We start from the raw sequence: 19,251 nt of genomic DNA, 5'->3' as shown, positions 1-19,251 counted from the left end.
GCCTTATTTTATTTTCACAATTTTAGAAACGGTTTTTATTTCTTCTTTTTCGGTTATGCTGCTTGTAATTTTCACGAAACCTTTTTTATTCTTCACTTTTTCTATCGGCAGTTTCTTATCATCATTCCATTGAATGCAATGTGTAAGAATTGGTTTTACCAAGTATTTAAAGCCATCTTTTCTTAATGTAAAAACATAAAAAGATTGCCAACAACTTGTACACCAATTAGGATAAAACCCAATTTCGTCTTTGCCGTCATTGTTTAAATCTTTCAGATTGTATAAATCTCCGTTTTTAGAGTTTTTAATGGTAAAAGGTTTCAGTTTTTTATCACTAAAATAAACTGTTGTTTCGCATTTACCCGAACAATCTTCGGAGCAATCTAAAACTTTAGAATAAGCATATTCTTTTTTACCATCTCCATCGTAATCTCCTAAAACTCCTTTAGAAGATACTCGTTTTTTTGTGAGTGAAAAAAGAAAAGCAATTTTTGCACTTCTTTACCGTAATATTTTTGAGTGGATTTATATATAAAATGTAAATCCAGTTCCGTTAACAATTTTCTATAATAATTATCCTCGGGAACTAGCATATCCAGACTGAGTTCATAAAACAGTTGTGGTGTGAAGTGTTTTCGTCCTTGCATATTTAAATTTACGAAAATTTCATATTATAAATAAGAGTTTTTACCTATATTTGAGATGCGCAACAAGTACACTGTATTGGCGAAATGGCGAGTTAAGTCTTAAAACAAAGTTTTGGCTTTCTATTCTGCAAAAAGCTAATTGACTTTTTTCTTAAATTTATTCAATTAATTGGCTTTTGCTTACCGTGTCACAAAATTGAAACTTTTTACTTCAATTTCCGCCAATGACGCCAAGCCCAAAAACGTATTTAGCAACCCTATCCAACAACTATCCCAAGAATGACAAACAACGAAAGTAAATATATAACTTCCAAATTAGCTGTTCCTTCAGACTTTGAAAAAGTGTTTTCTCATTTTTACTTTGCCGAAAACAAGTCGACAGAAAGTGTAACCAAAACGCTGTTGCCTTCGTTTCAAACTATTCTAATTTTCAACTTTGGGTCTAAAGCTTTGCTCTATTCAAAAAACAATATAGAGATAGAGGTTGACAAATGCCTCGTTATTGGCCCTATAAAACAAACTATTGTTTATTCATTACCTCCATATTCTAAATTTTGGTTGCTAATTTTAAGAACGATGCTTTTTACCGTTTCTTTGGCAATGCTTTAATAGCCGAACATTTACCCATCAACCCCGACGATTTATTACCTGAAAACTGTTTTACTACTTTGTGGACGGAACTAAATCAAATCGAAGACGTGAAACATCAAGTAAATTACATCCTTGCATTTTGCAAGCCTTATTTAAGAGAACAAAATGCAATTGCTAAGAAGTTTGCAATTTTTAATAATGATTACCAAAATCCAATTAAACATATAGCCAGCGAACAGAAACAGACTGAACGCAACATACAAATACTACATAAAAAGCAGTTTGGATATTCTGCCAAAGAAATCAACCGTTACCTACGCTTTTTGAAAGCCCTTGAACTCATTCAAAACACCATATCCACTGCAACTAAGATTGATTGGTTTCATATAATCAACGAATGTGGCTATTACGACCAAAGCCAACTCATTCACGATTTTAAACATTATATCAACATCAGTCCAACAAAATATCTGAAGTTCCAACAAGATATTTGCGTTGCAAAGCCTAAATAATTCCAATTTCGTTTTCTTACAATTTTAGCCGATACAGCTGTTTTACTTTTGTCCTGTTAAATTAAATAATAGAAACAATGAAACATTTAATTATTTATGCTCACCCCAATAACGGGAGCTTAAACCATCATCTTCTACAAACTGTTGTAGAGAGTTTGCAAAGCAAAAATCACGAAATCGAAATTAGAGATTTATATCAAATCAATTTCAGCCCTACTCTTTCATTTGATGATATGAAAGGGCAACGAATGGGAAATGTTGCGGACGATGTAAAACAAGAACAAGATTTTATTTCGTGGGCAGAGCATATTATTTTCATTTACCCTATTTGGTGGACAGGTATGCCTGCTATAATGAAAGGATTTATTGACCGTGTTTTTAGCTATAGCTTCGCTTACCGGTATGACCAAGGCGTTCAAAAAGGATTGCTCGTAGGCAAACAAGCAACCATCATAAATACACACGGAAAATCGAAAGCGGAATACGAAAGTATCGGAATGGACAAAGCACTATCTCTAACATCTGACAAAGGTATTTTTTTGTATTGCGGGCTTGAAATTAATACGCATTTCTTTTTAGACAAGGCAGATAGAGCAACTTCGGAAGTTATTGAAGAATGGGAAACTAAAATCAAAAACCATTTTTCAAAATGATATACGTCTTTAAAACTTAGAAAAATGGCAAAACAGCTAAAGCCTCATTTCGACAAGATTTGCTTAAATGGCAATTGGAATTTTGACCTTGACGACTGTGACAGGATACTGCGTTTAGTTGTAACCGAAGAACAAAAAGACAAAATAGTTTCTGTTAAAATCAATGAATGTTCATTATCTAGAACTACAATAAAAAATTTCATAACAATTAAAATCAAAGAAAATGGAACAACTTCCTTTTCCTACGGCTTTAACCACTTTTCTATCAATGAAGACAAAGATAAGGGCTATTTACGAAAGAGTTCGTATTCGCTTATCAATTCCTAAATGTTCTACTACCAAAACTAAGGATACAACTTCTTTAAGTTTTTGCTTTCAACTTTCTTCTTCCACAATATTATTCATTGTTCTCAAAATTTTATTGTAACTTGCTTCAAGGTTGTTCATAATTGAATTGCCATTCAATACAATGTGCAAATTTTTAGTACTACAGACAACTTTTTTATAATAAACTACGGATTTAACATAGTTAAATTATAACACAAAAACACTTATGATGAGACTATTTATTATTTTACTTCTTTTAAACGGTTTATTGAAGGGGCAAACCAGCACCCAGGTAGATACTCTGGTAAATGATTCTAAAGATCTGATTAATGCAATTAAACTTGATGAGGCCTTAGATGTAATAAACAAGGCTGAAAAAATGTCTAGAGAAATTAATTATTCATTAGGATTAGCCAGATTAAATGTTTTGAAATCCGCAATTTTAGTCGAGCAAGGAAAATATGATGAAACGCTTAAATACCTTGCAATAGCAAAGAAACAGGCTGATTTTATGAAGGATTATTACGTTGTAGCAGAATTTTATAGAATCAGAGGAAGAGTAAGAGCTAATTTAGAGCTTTATAACTATGCTGTAGAGGATTTTCGTTTACAATTATATTATTCAAAAAAAATAGGCAGCAATAAAAAGAGAGGGTTGGGGATATTTTATTCCTATCAGAATATGCTACAATCGTTTGAATGGCTTAAGCAAAAAGATTCTGTATGGAAGTATGCCCATAAAATGGAAGAAAGTCTAAGTGGTTTAGGGAAAGGAAACAAAGCTTTTTGCAGCGTTGCCGCCTATACTAAAATAGCCAATCTTAATTTAGATAAATCTGATCTTAAAAACGCTCTTATATATAATAAAAGAGCTGAAGATATTGCTAATAGAGAAAATATGCCCAAGTTTGATATATATGAAAATTATGCTATAATTAATAATCAGAAAGGAGATTATAGGGAGGCAGGGAATTATTATGAAAAAGCATTTATAAATTCGTATGAATTTGGGTTTATTGATTTGACAAAATATTATGCAATAAAATTAGCTAAATTTTATAATGACAAAGATAAGGAAAGGAGTCTGAAGTTTTTTACTTTAGCAAATACTCTGGATAATTCTCTATCTGAAAGTAAAAAAAAAGCAAGGGATAAACTTATTGAAGAGCTGATAATTTCTAAACAAGAAGATCAGAAAAGAAAAACCAGTATTATTATTATTTTATGTACAGCTCTGATTCTGACAGCAATTTTCATATTTATATACAAGAGGAGAAAATATAAACGCCGAATTAATTACAAAGAAGCTCTTATTGAAGAAAGTCAAAAGAAAATTACAGAAACTGAAATTCAGAATATTCATTTGAATAGGAAAAACGAACACTTGGCCAAAGAAGTTGAAGAAAAGAAATTTCAAGAGCTTATTGATTTTGCAAAAAATAATAATCCTGAATTTCTGGTTCTTTTCAATGAGCTGTATCCCAATCTGATTTTTAGGCTGAAGGAGCTAAACCCGAGAATTCGGAACAGTGAACTCGCTTTCTGTGCGTTGGCTTATCTGAACTTTACTACGAAAGATATCGCCGAGTATACTTTTGTTGCCATTGCTACTGTCCACAGCAGAAAGAACAGGTTTCGCAAAAAATACAATATTCCTTCTGACGAAGATTTCAATGTTTGGATGAGAGAACTGGGAGACAAATAATTAAATAACTATTGCTTTTAGCGTATTTTCATTGGAGTAATTCGTACAGATATATCTGTTTTCAAAATATTTTGATAATGCTATTCATAAAAATGCTATTTTTTATAGACTAAAATAGCATTTTATGAATAGTTTTTTTATATGTAAATGTATTATAATTGTTTTTTCTTTATCTGAATTTTAATTTAATGTATTGTAATTCAATGTTTTGTTGAAATGCAATATCTATGCAATAGGTGTTTTTTTTGCCAATAATCATTATTCTGTAATCTTTGCCAGAACAGAAAATCTGATACTTCATCGATTTTTTTTATTATGATTAATGGTAAACACAAATGTCTATATAGATGGAAAAGCGGAAGGCCTTCTTATAAAGAAGGTTTGCATCGCTTTTTTATTTTGTTTATCATTATTTATTCAGGCACAAAGATTCATTTATTTAACCGATAGTACGGTAGTCAGCATTAAAGAAGGCACCTATATTTCTGGGGTTCTTTCTGAGATTCAAAAAGCAAAAATTTACGTTATTGAGGGAACATATGTTAAAAATTTTGGTGTACATCAACTTGCAAACGCTGATATTATTCATATAAAAAAGAAAAAATCTTCGAGTCAAAAAAACATTTATATTAACAGAGCTGTTGAAAAATTTCTTCCAAAAATTTCAACAACTAAGCACTTGAAAACATCAGAGCTATCATTTGTTGTAGAAAATTTGGACTCGGAAAACAATCTTTTTGTATCCGAATTGGTTCGTTTTGTATTTGCAGTACCCTCGTATCAGCAGTGTAGCAAAGCTTTACCAGAAACCGTGTTAAAAATTGAAAAAATAATTGCAGCCAGACAGATTGGTTGTATTTCTCCCCACAAAACTGATTGTTATATAAATTGCCCAATTTCCTTCATTGTTAGACCTCCTCCTGCTTTTGTCTAAATAAAAGTTATATACAAATCAGATTAACAAACAAATGAAAATAAAACACAAATGAAAAAATATATATTTACAATAATAGTAGCTTTTTGTGCTATTTCAACTTATGGACAGGTAGGTATTAACACTGAAAACCCTCGTGGAACTTTTCATATTGACGGAGGGAAAGACAATCCTACAACCGGAGATCCGGATTCGTTACAGCAAAAAAATGACTTTTTCGTAAGCTCTGCTGGAAGAGTAGGTGTTAGAACTGTAATACCTAATTCATCTTTAGACATAAATGGAAGCGTGTCCAATATCATACGTTATGTAACAACAGATACACCAATTATAGTAGATGAAAATGATCATACAATTGTAATCTATGAAAGTTCTGGTACTGCTAAAGTTAGATTGCCAAATCCTTCGACTTGCCTAGGAAGAATCTATACCATAATAAATAATACATCGAATAGAGTATTTTATAATGTAATTGGGAATGGTTTTCTGATGGACAGTAACGCTGGAAATAATCCATACATAAATGCACATTCAACAGATTTAATAGTTGCAACCAAATATCCGTTTCCAAACCCTCCAGATAGTACACCAAACCTTTCATCACTTTCCCCTGTGTGGAGGAAAATATCAAACACTACTTTTTATAATTCAGATGCAACTATAACTAATAACAGAGAAGTAGGGCTTGAATTTGATAAAAGTTTAAAATTTACTAGTCATTCTGTTTTTTCAACTGATGGTACTGATGAATCAAGAGCATTATTATTTTTAAAGAGTCGTTCAGCTTCAGAATCTACCGAAAAAGATATGATTGGGATAGGAAAAGAAACGCCTCAAGAAAAATTAGATATAAATGGTGCTATAAAAATTGGTAATCGTTCTACTTATACAGGCATTGCCCATGGTGCTACAACACCTGTTCCTGATGGAGGTGCCGGAACTATTATTTTTGATGGTACTGGTTTCTATGGCTGGAACGGTTCTAGCTGGCGCAAGTTGGATAATTAGAAAAAGAATCAAAAAAGCTAAGTCTGGTTATATTGCTGGTTCTAATAATCGGCAGTTAAATAAAATAACCATTAACCTACAACATTATGGCAATTTTACACAAAATTAAGGCGTATCTCTACGACAATGCTCTTACCAAAAACGACTATATTGCACGCACTGTAAGCGAAAGAAGTTTTAATGTGAAACAAATATGTGAAGCAGCTGTTAATCGTTGTGGTTCAGATGTTTCGGCAGCATCTATGCAACACGCCACAGAACTTTTCTTAAAAGAAATGGCATACCAGCTTTGCGATGGATATTCCGTTAACACAGGCTATTTCACTGCTTCTACTCTAATAAGAGGAGTATTCGATAGCCCAACAGAAACTTTCAACTCTGCTAAGCACACTATTCTTTTTCAATTCAATCAGGGAGAGAAACTCAGAGCAGAAACCCCTACTATTGAAGTCAATATTTTAGGTGTCGCAGACGCCTCTTCTGCCATTCTTCAGGTAACGGATGTAAAGAGCGGCTCGGTAAACGATTTGCTTACTCCAAACAGAAACCTCAAAATCAGTGGTAACAAAATAAAAATTGCAGGAGAAGATGTCGCCAACGGAGTATTCTTTGTGGAGACTACTACCCAAACAAGAATAGCGGTAGAAGTAAGTGATATAGTTACCAACAATCCATCTGAACTAATTATTGTGATTCCTGCATTAACTGCCGGCACTTATACAGTAGAAGTGGTAACACAGTATGCAGGAGGTAAAATATCTCTGAAAGAACCCAGTACTGCTGCGTTTGAGAAGCAGCTTACAGTAGATTAGTTTTTTACTAAATGTTAGTATCACCCGATACTAGACGTTAGTATAACGCAATACTAACCATCAGTATAGTGTACGAGCAAATAAATAATTGACCACTAATAATAAAGATGTAGTATGAAACAGAGTGAAGATTATGTAATTTAATTAGTAATTTTTTATCATAGTCTTATGAGTCTTAGGATTCAGTCTTTTTTAATGTATTTGCATAATCGGATCTCTGTTTTTACTTATCTCAAAAAGAACTTTATTGTTTGTAATAGAAATTATATGTCTGCTAAAATAGAATCTGAAAAATGATAAAAACTAAAGAAAAATAAAAATTAGTATCAGCTACAATAACTAATTAATAGCCACCAGAAATGAAAAGAAATAATATCATCTCAATTATAAAAGAAAATGAAAGCAGAATATTTAGAGAGCCAATACATGAGATAGAAAAATTAATTACTGAAAAAGCCTGCTATATTAGTTCATATTCTCGGGTATATGTAATCAGAAGATATTTATTTGGATTATTTTCTGTCAAGCTTTATTTGTTTCTGGAAGAAGATTATGTAAAAGATTACTTTATTGGCATATTGTGATGAAGATTTAGAAACATAGTGAATTAAAACCAATTTCATTAACAGTAATAATTATCAGCTTTAAATGATATAGCCTTCAGAGTATTTATAGTTTTTCATCATGTATAATACATCGAAAAATATGTGTTTTTTAGAAAAGAGCAGCGTTCATCATAAGTCTCTGAAGGCTTTTAAATTGTATTGATAAGTGGTAATTTGTGAGTGTAATAATAAGAGTTATACTTCCTCTGACACAATTACTACTATATTAATAAATGGATATTCTGAAATGATAGTAATCTAAAGACCAGAGCAGGCGAGTTCAATATTTTATCTCATGACAGAATTAGACAAATGAATTCTAGATAAGAAATAATTAGTTCATCACGATAATTATTAGAAAAATGGTCTAGAAAAATAATAGTGGTATATAAGCTTCCATTATTATATAATGAAGAATATCCAGAGTATAATCTCGCAAATGTACATTGCTATGATTTTATTTAATTTTTATAGGCAGGCGAATAGCCTGCCTTTTATATAATTAAATAACACCCGTTGTGCATTTTAGATAATATTGACTTTTAAATTATTGATATTTCGCTTGAAATAGACTTTATTGATGAATTGCACAACGGTTAAAGCTGTTATTTTAGCTAATATTCTGGTTTTAAATCCCTCAAAACTCTTTGCATAATTACGTCTAATCATAAATTGGTCACATAATTGCGAAAACAGTGTCTCAATTCTCTTTCTCTGTTTTTTGAACAAATAAAATTGAGGTCTGTAATCTTTCTGATTCACTCTTTTGGGCGTTGCTAATTCTATATTTGCATAATTGAATAAATCAATTTGAATTTCAGATGACAAATATCCTTTATCCCCAAGTAATGTACAATCCGACAATTGTTCTTTAATATCTTTTAAATAGTGAATGTCGTGAACAGAGGCTGGACTTAAATCGATACTTTGGAAAATTCCACTTATAGAACAAACCGCATGAAGTTTGTAACCATAAAAATGCATTTGTTGGGAGGCACAAAAACCTCTGTTTGGATAACAATATTAAGCATCTTTACAAATTTTTGAGGTGTGACTTCTGGAAAGTTTGCAAACTTCTACAGGCATACTATCAATGATAAAGAACTTCTCATGTTCGTTAAAACTTCTTGCCAGTTTCATTCTTATTTCATTAATCTTACTGGCTAATCTGCGTTTCCGTCGATTATAGACACTTCGATCTATTTTTTGCCCAAGTGTATCGGGGATATGGCGAAAAAGATGGTTTTCACTATCAATTCCCATAAATTCAGCAGTTAGAACGAGACTAATCAATTCCAAATCTTTTAGTTTTGGCACTCGTCTTTGATAAGATAGAAGATTTTCACTGGATATTTTTCTTAAAACTTCCAAAATTGACTCCGTCGAACCACTTCGTTAGGTTTCTTTCGTAATTTGCTTGCAAGTTGTTCATTGTAAATGTTTTGTGGTAAAAACAATTTACTGATTTTAAATCGAATGAACAACTTTATTCTTTTTATTCATAATGCACAACGGGTATTCAATATAAAAAAATACATTCTATTACCCCACCATGGGTATTAAAAAACTATCCCGAAGTAGAACAGTTAATGTTTTTATTAAGGAACAAACCTTGCATAAGTGGATGCGAATACTGTGATAATTTTTTAGATGCTCACAAAGGGCTGAAAAAATTTTTTGGTTTTGACTCTTACAGAAGCTACGGAGGTGAAGCATTACAAGAAAAAGCAGCATTGGCTAATAAATCAATTTTGGCAGTTTTCCCAACGGGTGGAGGAAAATCAATTACATTTCAAGTGCCTGCATTGATAATACGCTCAAAATCAAGGAAACAAAGGGAAACAGATGAACCCTAATCAGAAAAAGAAATAATTTTATCCATTACTAAGCTGTCAAATTTTGGCAGCTTTATTATTGATGGGGTATGAACTTTTACAAATTACAGAGCAGCTTTATAATGATTGCAAAGCCAAAATTCCCCTCTCTCAGAAGGGGTGCCCGAAGGGCAGGGTGTCTAAAATTAACTAAAAATCACCATCTACTCGTACTTCCAGCATCTAAGACCCAACACCCAGCATCCAACATCCAACATCCAACATCCATCATCCAACATCCCTCACCCAACAAAAATTCTGCGAACGAAGTTCCCGAAGCGGTGGCTGAGTACACGTGCGGTGGTTGAGCACAGACGATAGTCTGCGAACGACGTTCCCGAAGCGGTGGCTGAACGGAGTCGAAGCCAAAGCCAAAATTCCTCTCCAATTCCCCCCTATAAATCTTCAAGTAGCAGAATAATATGCATCCAAAGAATTAGAACCTGTTTTAATTTTATCAGCGCAACAAACCAAGTTCTGCTGTATATTTGCACCAAATATTTCGATATGCACCGAATTCTCATTATTGATGACGAAGAAAAGATAAGAACCCTTCTTTCTAGGATTATCTCTTTAGAAGGTTTTGATATAATTCAAGCTCCAGACCTTAAAACGGGATGGAGAAAATTAGAACTCAATGAGGTAGATGTACTTCTCTGTGACGTGAAATTGCCAGACGGCAATGGTGTAGAATTCTCTAAATTGGTAAAAGAAAAATTTCCTGCCATTGAGATAATCCTTCTTACGGCTTTTGGAAATATTCCAGATGGGGTACAAGCCATTAAAAATGGAGCTTTCGATTATATTACCAAAGGAGACGATAATAATAAAATTATCCCTTTGCTTTATAAAGCCTCAGAAAAAGTTAAACTCAACAAAAGGGTTATTCAATTAGAAAAACAGTTAGACCAAAGACTATCTTTCGAGAAAATTATAGGGAAATCTAAACTCATAAAACAAGCTGTAGAATCCGCAAAAAAAGTAGCAAATACAGACGCTACCGTCTTGTTAACAGGAGAAACGGGTACTGGTAAAGAGGTTTTTGCACAAGCCATACATCAGGCGAGCAAAAGAAGTAAAAACAATTTTATAGCCGTTAACTGTTCAGCTTTCAGTAAAGAATTATTAGAAAACGAATTGTTTGGGCATAAAGCGGGTGCTTTTACTGGAGCTACTAAAGATGCAAAAGGTATTTTTGAAGAAGCCAACAACGGAACAGTTTTTTTAGACGAAATAGGAGAGATGCCTCTAGATTTACAAGCCAAACTATTGAGGGTTTTAGAATCTGGAGAATTTTTGAAAGTTGGAGACAACAAGCCTATTAAAACGGATGTAAGGATTATTGCTGCCACCAATAGAGATTTGCAAAAGGAAATACAATCTGGTAATTTTAGAGAAGATTTGTATTACAGAATTAATATTTTCAACATTACATTGCCTGCTCTTAGAGAAAGAACGGTAGATATAGAAGAGTTGGCAAACTACTTTTTAACGGTTTTTGCTACCAAAACCAACAAAAAGATAAAAAGAATCTCTGCCGATTATTTAGAAGCTTTAAAGCTTCACTCTTGGAAAGGAAACATTCGTGAATTGAGAAATGTGATTGAAAGAAGTATTATTTTAGTAGATGGCGAAGAACTAACGGTGGATAGTCTCCCAAATGAATTTCAACAGCCTACATCCAACTCACAACAATCTGCAAAACCTTTGTCTGCCTTTGAATTGGCAAGTGCCGAAAAAATTCACATTCAAAAAGTAATGAATTATACCAACGGCAACAAAACAGAAACGGCAAAATTACTCAATATTGCCCTTACGACGCTCTATAGAAAGTTAGAAGAGTATAAGATAAAATAAAAACCCTTTCATTTCGATAGTATAAACCCTTTCATTTTGAAAGGGTTTTCTTTTGCTTTAAAATGAATAATTTATTTTATTGATTTGATTTACAGTACTTTAAATGTATTTTTTGATTATTGGAATTAGAATTGACAATGTTTTGGCATATCAAAAATAAAAACAATGAAAAACCTTCAAAAAAATCTATGGAAACTCGGTAAGCCTTGGCATTTATTAGCTGCTTACTTTGGCATTTTAATCACTGCGAGTTTAATTATTAAAAGTTTTAATTCTATCTCATGACAGCTATCCTCACCCTATCAGGAATTGTAGTGTTTGTAATCTTTTTTCTAACCATCAAATTCTTCGAAAAGCTATGATTTTTTTATTCGTCGTTGCCATTGCCGCATTTGTTTACATGGGCTATGTGTTGGTAAAACCAGAGAAATTTTAAGAAGAGAACTTAAAAGAAGAAGTCAATTCTTGATACTTTTTACAGTGCTCTTTTAACCAAGAAAAACGCTTTTAACTAAAAAAAAATATGAATACAGAAATTTTAGGAATCAACTTGATGTTTGTCGTTACCGTATCTCTTGCGATACCTTTAGGCAGATACATCGGTAAAATATTTAGCAAAGAGAAAACTTTGTTAGATAAATTTTTAAATCCGTTAGACCAGTTTTTTTATAAACTTTCAGGCATCAATCCTGAAAAAGAAATGTCTTGGAAGCAACATTTAGTAGCATTGTTAACCATCAATTTGGTATGGTTTTTAATTGCAATGTTTGTACTTACCAATATGAGTTGGTTGCCACTCAATCCAGACAATAATCCTTCAATGAGTGGAGATTTAGCCTTTAATACAGCCGTTAGTTTTATTACCAATACCAATCTTCAGCATTATTCTGGCGAAACAGGGATGTCGTATTTTGGTCAACTTACTTTAATGCTTTGGCAGTTTATCTCTGCGGGTTGTGGTATTGCTATTGCGGCAGTGGTTTTTATGGCGATGAAAGAAAGAACTAAGGATAAATTAGGTAATTTTTACTTTTATTTTGTGAGAAGTTGTACCAGAATTCTATTGCCAATTGCAATTGTAGTAGCTTCTTTATTGGCTTTTAATGGGATGCCTATGACTTTTGAAGGCAAAGATAAAGTCACCAATTTACAAGGCGACCATTTAGAAGTGAGCAGAGGTCCTGTAGCGGCTTTTGTAGCTATAAAACATCTTGGAACTAATGGTGGAGGTTTCTTTGGTCCCAATTCCGCTCATCCTTTTGAAAATCCAAATTTCATGACCAATTTTATTGAAATAGTAACTCAAATGCTTATTCCTTTGGCAATGATTTTTGCAATGGGATACATTATTAAAAGAAGAAAATTGGCTTGGACGGTTTTTGGAGTAATGACGATTGGCTTTCTAATGTTAACAATACCTACAGTAATCTCAGAAGTACACGGTAATCCTGCTATTTCTCACATGGGAATTTCTCAAAATATGGGAAATATGGAAGGAAAAGAAGTTCGTTTTGGTTCTGCGGCTTCTGCGTATTGGAGCATTGCTACCACAGTTATTTCTACAGGAAGTGTCAATTCAATGCACGATAGTTTTATGCCTTTAAGTGGAATGAATCAAATGCTTGGAATGATGGTAAATGCTTTCTACGGTGGTGTTGGTGTAGGATTTCTTAATTTTTATATTTTCATTATTCTTGCTGTTTTCATCAGCGGTTTGATGGTAGGAAGAACTCCAGAATTCTTAGGCAAAAAAATAGAAGCTAAAGAAATGAAAATCGCCATGATGATAGCATTGTTGCATCCTCTTTTAATTTTGGCAGGAACAGCAATCGCCAGTTATACCTATGCTCACCATTCTGAAACCTACGCCTCTTGGCTCAACAATCCAGGTTTTCATGGTTTTAGTGAAATGTTATACGAATTTACCTCATCTAGTGCCAATAACGGAAGTGGCTTTGAAGGCTTAGGAGATAATACTCCGTTTTGGAATATCGCTTGTGGAATAATAATGTTGATGGCAAGGTATCTTCCAATTATCGGTCCGGTTGCTATTGCAGGAAGTCTTGCCGCTAAAAAATATATCCCTGAGAGTGCAGGAACTTTAAAAACAGATACTCCTACTTTCGGATTGATGGTTTTTGCTGTAATCGCAATCGTGGCAGCGCTTTCTTTCTTTCCGGCATTAGCTTTAGGTCCTATTGCAGAATATTTTACTTTAAAATAAGAATTTTTATCATGAAAAAAAATAATAATCTGTTTCAGCCAGAATTAATGAATGAAGCATTGAAACAATCTTTTATCAAATTAAATCCTGCCAAGATGATTCTCAATCCAGTAATGTTTATGGTTTGGGTAGGTACTTTGGTAATGACGGGAGTTTGTGTTTGGATAGCACTGGGCGAGAACAATCAGGGAAGCTTGGTTTACAACCTTATCGTTACGTTTGTTCTCTTTCTTACCTTATTGTTTGCCAATTTTGCCGAAGCTATTGCCGAAGCCCGAGGAAAAGCGCAAGCAGATTCTTTAAGAAAAACCAGAGAAGAAACTCCTGCTAAATGGGTGAATCATTTGGGAGAATTAAAAATAGATGAAGTAACGCTTATTTCTTCTAGTCAATTAAAAAAAGGAGATATATTTATTTGTGAACCTGGCGATATTATTCCTACTGATGGAGAAATTATTGAAGGTTTGGCTACCATAGACGAAAGTGCCATTACGGGAGAAAGTGCTCCTGTTATTAGAGAAGCGGGTGGCGACAAAAGCAGTGTGACGGGAGGTACAAAAGTACTGTCTGATTTCATAAAAGTAAAAGTGACTACAGAGCCTGGTGAGAGTTTCTTAGATAAGATGATTGCCTTGGTAGAAGGTGCTTCCAGACAAAAAACACCTAACGAGATTGCTCTTACTATTCTTTTAGCGGGTTTTACTTTGGTTTTCATTATTGTAACCATCACTTTGAAACCTTTTGGAGATTATGCCAATACTCCTATTACCATTGCGGCATTTATTTCTCTTTTTGTATGCTTAATTCCTACTACTATTGGTGGTTTGTTATCTGCAATAGGAATTGCGGGTATGGACAGAGCTTTGCGTGCCAATGTGATTACCAAAAGCGGTAAAGCGGTAGAAACTGCGGGCGATGTAGATGTTTTGTTATTAGATAAAACAGGAACCATTACCATCGGAAACCGAAAAGCTACTCATTTTCACTTGGCAAATGGGGTAGAAGAAAAGCATTTTATTAAATCTGTAGTATTGAGTTCTATGGCAGATGAAACTCCAGAAGGAAAATCTATTATTGAACTTAGCGAAAAAATAGATGAAAAAAGTGAAGTTAAAAATGAAATTTCACTTCTCACTTCTCACTTCTCACCAACTTACATCACTTTTACAGCAGAAACAAGATGCTCTGGAATTGATATAGAAAATACTAGAATTAGAAAAGGCGCTTCGGATGCGATTAGAAAAATTGTAGAAAAAGCAGGTAATCATTTACCAAAAGAAACTTATGAAATTGTAAAAGCCATTTCGAGTAACGGAGGTACACCTTTGGTGGTTTCAGAAAACGAAAAAGTTTTAGGAGTGGTAGAATTACAAGACATCATAAAACCCGGTATTCAGGAGCGTTTTGAACGTTTAAGAAAAATGGGTATTAAAACGGTAATGGTAACTGGCGACAATCCACTTACTGCTAAATATATTGCCGAAAAAGCGGGTGTGGATGATTTTATTGCAGAAGCGAAACCAGAAGATAAAATGAACTACATCAAAAAAGAACAATCCGAAGGCAGATTAGTGGCGATGATGGGAGATGGTACCAATGATGCGCCAGCTCTAGCTCAAGCAGATGTAGGCGTGGCAATGAACAGCGGAACACAAGCCGCAAAAGAAGCGGGTAATATGGTAGATTTGGATAACGACCCTACCAAATTAATAGAAGTAGTAGAAATAGGCAAACAATTGCTAATGACCAGAGGAACGCTTACTACTTTTAGTATTGCCAATGATGTAGCCAAATATTTTGCCATTGTTCCAGCGTTGTTCATTACTTCTATTCCTGCTTTACAAGGTTTGAATATTATGAAATTGCATTCGCCAGAAACCGCCATTCTTTCGGCTGTTATTTTCAATGCCATTATCATTCCGATGTTGATTCCTTTAGCATTAAAAGGGGTAGCATACAAGCCAATTGGTGCAAGTGCGCTACTTAGAAGAAATCTTTTAATTTACGGATTAGGAGGAGTATTAATTCCATTTATCGGTATTAAAATTATAGATTTAATCGTAGCAGCTTTTATGTAGTTAAAAGTTAAAAGTGAAATTGTTAAACTGTAAAATCGTTAAATCCTGAAAAGTGAAAAGTGAAAAGTGAAATTGTAAAACTGTGAAAAAGTGAATTTTTTTCTGTCTTTTACTTCTAACTTCCATCACCCAACATCAATCATCCAACATCTAACACCCATCATCCATCATCCATCACCCATCACCCATCATCCATCACCCATCATCCAACATCTAACACCCAACACCCAACATCTAACATCTAACATCTAACATCTAATCCCTAATCCCTAACACCTAACCCCCAACATTTAAAATTATGAAACAAAATATTTTACCTGCAATAAGACTCACAGCGGTTTGTTTGCTCGTTTTTTCAGGGTTTTATACCCTTCTTATTTTTGGGATTGCACAATTTGCTCCCAACAATGGTAAAGGAGAAATTATTATAAATGAAAAGCAAAATGTGAAAAACCAGAAGTCTGACTTCACATCAAAAACTTCTTACTATTATGAAAACATTGGTCAGAAATTCGACCAAGATCAATATTTCTGGTCTAGACCTTCTGCCGTAGATTACAATGCTGCTGGCGCTGCGGGTAGCAACAAAGGTCCTTCAAACCCAGATTACCTTAAAACTGTACAAGAAAGAATAACTTATTTTTTGAAACACAATCCTAAAGTTAAAAAATCTGAAATTCCATCAGATTTGGTTACGGCGAGTGGAAGTGGTTTAGACCCTAATATTTCGGTGCAAGCAGCAAAAGTTCAGGTGAGAAGAATTGCTAAAATCAGAAAAATAGAAATGTCTAAAATTGAAAGTTTAATTGCTTCAAATACAGAAAAACCTCTTTTTGGCTTTCTAGGAACTGAAAAAATTAATGTTCTGAAGCTCAATTTGGCACTTAATCAATTAAAATAATCAAATCAATTATCAATACAAATATTCAAAATCAATGAAAATCAATAAAAACAAATCTTTATTAGCTTTATTAATCTTGGGAACGTCTCCGCTGTTTTTTGCACAAGAAACAGATAGAAAACCTTTGAAAATCTCTGGTTATGCAGAAGTGTACTATCAATACGACTTCCAAAATCCTATAAACAACACCAGACCATCTTTTATATACAGTCATAACCGAAACAACGAGGTGAATCTTAACTTAGGATTGATAAAAGCCAATTACGAAACCGAACAGTTCAGAGCCAATTTGGCTTTGGCTGCAGGTACGTATATGAACGCCAATTATGCCGCAGAACAGGGCGTTCTAAAAAATATTTATGAAGCTAATGTGGGAATTAAAATTTCAAAAAGTAAAAATCTTTGGATAGATGCTGGGATTTTGCCTTCGCACATAGGTTTTGAAAGTGCCATAAGTAAAGATTGTTTTACACTTACCAGAAGTATGCTCGCAGAAAATTCTCCCTATTATGAAGCAGGAGCCAAAGTTTCTTACACCACAGACAATGGAAAATGGTTGGTGAGCGGTTTGATTCTGAATGGTTGGCAAAGAATTCAGAGAGTAGATGGCAATTCTACCATTGCTTTCGGGCATCAATTGACGTATAAACCCAATGATAAAATAACGTTGAATAGCAGTTCTTTTATAGGAAATGATAAGCCAGATGCGCAAAAACAGATGAGATATTTTCATAATTTGTACGGAATTTTTCAGGTGAATAACAAATGGGCTTTGGTAGCGGGTTTTGATATAGGGGCAGAGCAAAAAGAAAAAAGCAGCGAACAATACAATGTTTGGTATTCTCCGGTAGTTGTTGTAAAATACAGTCCTACAGAAAAATTGAGTTTTGCAGCAAGAGGAGAGTATTATCAAGATAAAAAAGGAGTAATTATTGCTACGGGAACACCTAATGGATTTCAAACTTTTGGATATTCTTTCAATGCAGATTATCAGATTTTACCGAACTTGGTTTGGCGAACAGAAATTAAAAATTTGAGCAGCAAAGACAATATTTTTATCAATAGAGATTTAGAACTTCAAAAAAATGATGTTTCAGTGCTTACTTCAATTGCCGTAAGTTTTTAGAAGTCGAAAGTTATAAGTCAGAAGTCAGAAGTTAGAAGTGAAAAACAGAAAAATTCACTTTTCACAATTTAACGATTTAACAATTTCACAATTTTACAATTTAACGATTTCACAAATTCAACAATTCAACAATGCAAACCAGCCAAGACTTTTTAGATTTAATAAAAAAATCAAGACGAGGAAAATTCAAAATATACATCGGAATGAGTGCTGGTGTAGGCAAAACGTACAGAATGTTGCAAGAAGCGCATTCGCTTTTAGAAAGTGGAATAGACGTGAAAATTGGCTATGTAGAAACCCACAACAGAAAAGAAACGCATGCTCTAATGGATGGGCTGCCTCTCATCCCCAGAAGAAAACTTTTTTACAAAGGCAAAGAATTAGAAGAGCTAGATGTACAGGCAGTTATTAACCTTCGTCCGGAAGTGGTTATTATAGACGAATTGGCACACACCAATATTGAAGGCAGCAAAAACCAAAAACGTTGGCAAGATGTTTTAGATGTTTTAGATGCAGGCATTAACGTGATAAGTGCTGTAAACATTCAGCATATCGAAAGTTTAAACGAAGAAGTAAAAGACATTACCAATGTAGAAGTAAAAGAACGCATTCCTGATAGTGTGTTGGCGCAAGCTGATGAGGTGGTAAATATAGACCTTACGGCGGAAGAATTGATTAAGAGACTTAAAGACGGTAAAATCTATGATGCTACCAAAATAAATGCAGCCCTCAATAATTTTTTTAAAAACGAAAATATTCTTCAGTTGAGGGAGTTGGCACTTAAGGAGGTGGCTTCGCAGGTGAAGAGGAAGGTGGAAACCGAAGTTTCTCAGTTGAAAAACATTCGAAAAGAACGCTTTTTGGCTTGTATAAGCTCTAATGAGAAAGTAGCCAGAAAAGTGATTAGAAAAACAGCTCGTTTGGCAAATTATTACAACAGCCAATGGAGTTTGTTGTATGTGCAGATTCCTAAAGAAAGTGCGGATAAAATTCCGCTAGATAAACAGAGACATCTCATCAATAATTTTAAGTTGGCAACAGAATTAGGTGCAGAAATCATTAAAATTGAAAGCGACAACGTTACCAAAGCTATTATAGAGCAATGTGAAGAACGGAAAATTACCACCGTTTGCATTGGGAAACCTCATCTCAACCTTTGGAAAATTATCTTGGCTACAGATACTTTCAATTCTTTGCTCAACAGATTAACCATAGAAAATATAGATTTGGTAATATTGAGTTGAACGACTTATTGTATATTGAACTAGGAAAGGTCGTGTGAAGTAACGCTGAGCGGAGTCGAAGCGTTTTTTGTTCAATTTAGAATCAATACTTCAAATCCTTGAAATATATTTGCAATACCAAAACCATCAATCATCAACCATCAACCATATATA

Annotated in this window: 19 protein-coding genes and 1 pseudogene; 17 read left to right on the top strand and 3 right to left on the bottom strand. The window is 33.7% G+C overall.

Annotation, left to right across the window (positions count from 1 at the left end; all coding sequences use genetic code 11):
- Positions 1–3 precede the first annotated feature (3 nt).
- Complete coding sequence (locus QM746_RS11665) at positions 4–162, bottom strand: hypothetical protein (protein WP_414984384.1); 159 nt, start codon at positions 160–162, stop codon at positions 4–6.
- 764 nt (positions 163–926) lie between these two features.
- Here QM746_RS11665 and QM746_RS11660 point away from each other — a divergent pair.
- The 5 genes from QM746_RS11660 to QM746_RS11640 all read left to right on the top strand — a co-directional run bounded on the left by QM746_RS11660 (position 927) and on the right by QM746_RS11640 (position 4,435).
- Positions 927–1,256 carry a hypothetical protein gene (locus QM746_RS11660; protein ID WP_414984383.1) on the top strand — a complete coding sequence of 110 codons (330 nt, stop codon included), beginning with the start codon at positions 927–929 and terminating at the stop codon, positions 1,254–1,256.
- Positions 1,202–1,750: a hypothetical protein gene (locus QM746_RS11655; protein WP_414984382.1), complete on the top strand. Its 549-nt coding sequence runs from the start codon at positions 1,202–1,204 to the stop codon at positions 1,748–1,750. The genes QM746_RS11660 and QM746_RS11655 overlap by 55 nt, the downstream gene beginning before the upstream one ends.
- A gap of 77 nt (positions 1,751–1,827) precedes the next feature.
- On the top strand, positions 1,828–2,403 hold the full coding sequence (locus QM746_RS11650) for an NAD(P)H-dependent oxidoreductase (protein WP_414984381.1): 576 nt from the start codon (positions 1,828–1,830) through the stop codon (positions 2,401–2,403).
- A 24-nt stretch (positions 2,404–2,427) separates the two neighbouring features.
- Entirely contained in the window at positions 2,428–2,730 is a 303-nt protein-coding gene (locus tag QM746_RS11645) for a hypothetical protein (RefSeq protein ID WP_414984380.1), read from the top strand.
- A 226-nt stretch (positions 2,731–2,956) separates the two neighbouring features.
- Positions 2,957–4,435, top strand: coding sequence for a helix-turn-helix transcriptional regulator (locus QM746_RS11640; protein WP_414984379.1), 1,479 nt, complete (start codon positions 2,957–2,959; stop codon positions 4,433–4,435).
- 169 nt (positions 4,436–4,604) lie between these two features.
- Here QM746_RS11640 and QM746_RS11635 read toward each other — a convergent pair whose 3' ends face one another.
- Positions 4,605–4,736, bottom strand: a complete 132-nt coding sequence (locus QM746_RS11635; protein ID WP_414984378.1) for a hypothetical protein — start codon at positions 4,734–4,736, stop codon at positions 4,605–4,607.
- 21 nt (positions 4,737–4,757) lie between these two features.
- Here QM746_RS11635 and QM746_RS11630 point away from each other — a divergent pair, with 21 nt between their 5' ends.
- From QM746_RS11630 to QM746_RS11615, 4 genes are all read left to right on the top strand, one after another.
- On the top strand, positions 4,758–5,369 hold the full coding sequence (locus QM746_RS11630; protein ID WP_414984377.1) for a hypothetical protein: 612 nt from the start codon (positions 4,758–4,760) through the stop codon (positions 5,367–5,369).
- Positions 5,370–5,657: 288 nt separating this feature from the next.
- Complete coding sequence (locus tag QM746_RS11625) at positions 5,658–6,377, top strand: hypothetical protein (protein ID WP_414984376.1); 720 nt, start codon at positions 5,658–5,660, stop codon at positions 6,375–6,377.
- A gap of 86 nt (positions 6,378–6,463) precedes the next feature.
- Positions 6,464–7,189 (top strand): DNA-binding domain-containing protein, encoded by a 726-nt coding sequence (locus tag QM746_RS11620; RefSeq protein WP_414984375.1) that lies wholly within the window; start codon positions 6,464–6,466, stop codon positions 7,187–7,189.
- 359 nt (positions 7,190–7,548) lie between these two features.
- On the top strand, positions 7,549–7,773 hold the full coding sequence (locus tag QM746_RS11615; RefSeq protein WP_414984374.1) for a hypothetical protein: 225 nt from the start codon (positions 7,549–7,551) through the stop codon (positions 7,771–7,773).
- A 546-nt stretch (positions 7,774–8,319) separates the two neighbouring features.
- On the opposite strand, the pseudogene QM746_RS11610 reads toward QM746_RS11615, so the two are convergent.
- Positions 8,320–9,147: pseudogene (locus QM746_RS11610) on the bottom strand (IS982 family transposase).
- A 236-nt stretch (positions 9,148–9,383) separates the two neighbouring features.
- Here QM746_RS11610 and QM746_RS11605 point away from each other — a divergent pair.
- The 8 genes from QM746_RS11605 (at position 9,384) to QM746_RS11570 (ending at position 19,098) form a co-directional block, all read left to right on the top strand.
- Positions 9,384–9,650 carry a hypothetical protein gene (locus tag QM746_RS11605; RefSeq protein WP_414984373.1) on the top strand — a complete coding sequence of 89 codons (267 nt, stop codon included), beginning with the start codon at positions 9,384–9,386 and terminating at the stop codon, positions 9,648–9,650.
- A 525-nt stretch (positions 9,651–10,175) separates the two neighbouring features.
- Positions 10,176–11,525: a sigma-54-dependent transcriptional regulator gene (locus QM746_RS11600; protein ID WP_414984372.1), complete on the top strand. Its 1,350-nt coding sequence runs from the start codon at positions 10,176–10,178 to the stop codon at positions 11,523–11,525.
- A gap of 358 nt (positions 11,526–11,883) precedes the next feature.
- Complete coding sequence (locus tag QM746_RS11595) at positions 11,884–11,961, top strand: potassium-transporting ATPase subunit F (RefSeq protein WP_414985149.1); 78 nt, start codon at positions 11,884–11,886, stop codon at positions 11,959–11,961.
- 87 nt (positions 11,962–12,048) lie between these two features.
- Positions 12,049–13,749 (top strand): potassium-transporting ATPase subunit KdpA, encoded by a 1,701-nt coding sequence (gene kdpA / locus QM746_RS11590; protein WP_414984371.1) that lies wholly within the window; start codon positions 12,049–12,051, stop codon positions 13,747–13,749.
- Positions 13,750–13,760: 11 nt separating this feature from the next.
- Positions 13,761–15,827 (top strand): potassium-transporting ATPase subunit KdpB, encoded by a 2,067-nt coding sequence (kdpB, locus tag QM746_RS11585; protein WP_414984370.1) that lies wholly within the window; start codon positions 13,761–13,763, stop codon positions 15,825–15,827.
- 298 nt (positions 15,828–16,125) lie between these two features.
- Positions 16,126–16,728 (top strand): K(+)-transporting ATPase subunit C, encoded by a 603-nt coding sequence (locus tag QM746_RS11580; RefSeq protein WP_414984369.1) that lies wholly within the window; start codon positions 16,126–16,128, stop codon positions 16,726–16,728.
- A 34-nt stretch (positions 16,729–16,762) separates the two neighbouring features.
- The gene (locus QM746_RS11575) at positions 16,763–17,854 is read left to right on the top strand and encodes a porin (RefSeq protein WP_414984368.1); all 1,092 of its coding nucleotides are present in this window, start codon (positions 16,763–16,765) and stop codon (positions 17,852–17,854) included.
- A gap of 131 nt (positions 17,855–17,985) precedes the next feature.
- On the top strand, positions 17,986–19,098 hold the full coding sequence (locus QM746_RS11570; RefSeq protein ID WP_414984367.1) for a sensor protein KdpD: 1,113 nt from the start codon (positions 17,986–17,988) through the stop codon (positions 19,096–19,098).
- The last annotated feature ends 153 nt before the right edge of the window (positions 19,099–19,251 follow it).

It is taken from the genome of Cloacibacterium sp., assembly GCF_047601505.1.
Lineage (GTDB): Bacteria > Bacteroidota > Bacteroidia > Flavobacteriales > Weeksellaceae > Cloacibacterium.
Note: the sequence above shows the minus strand (reverse complement) of the source record. Positions and strands in the feature narration are given on the sequence as shown.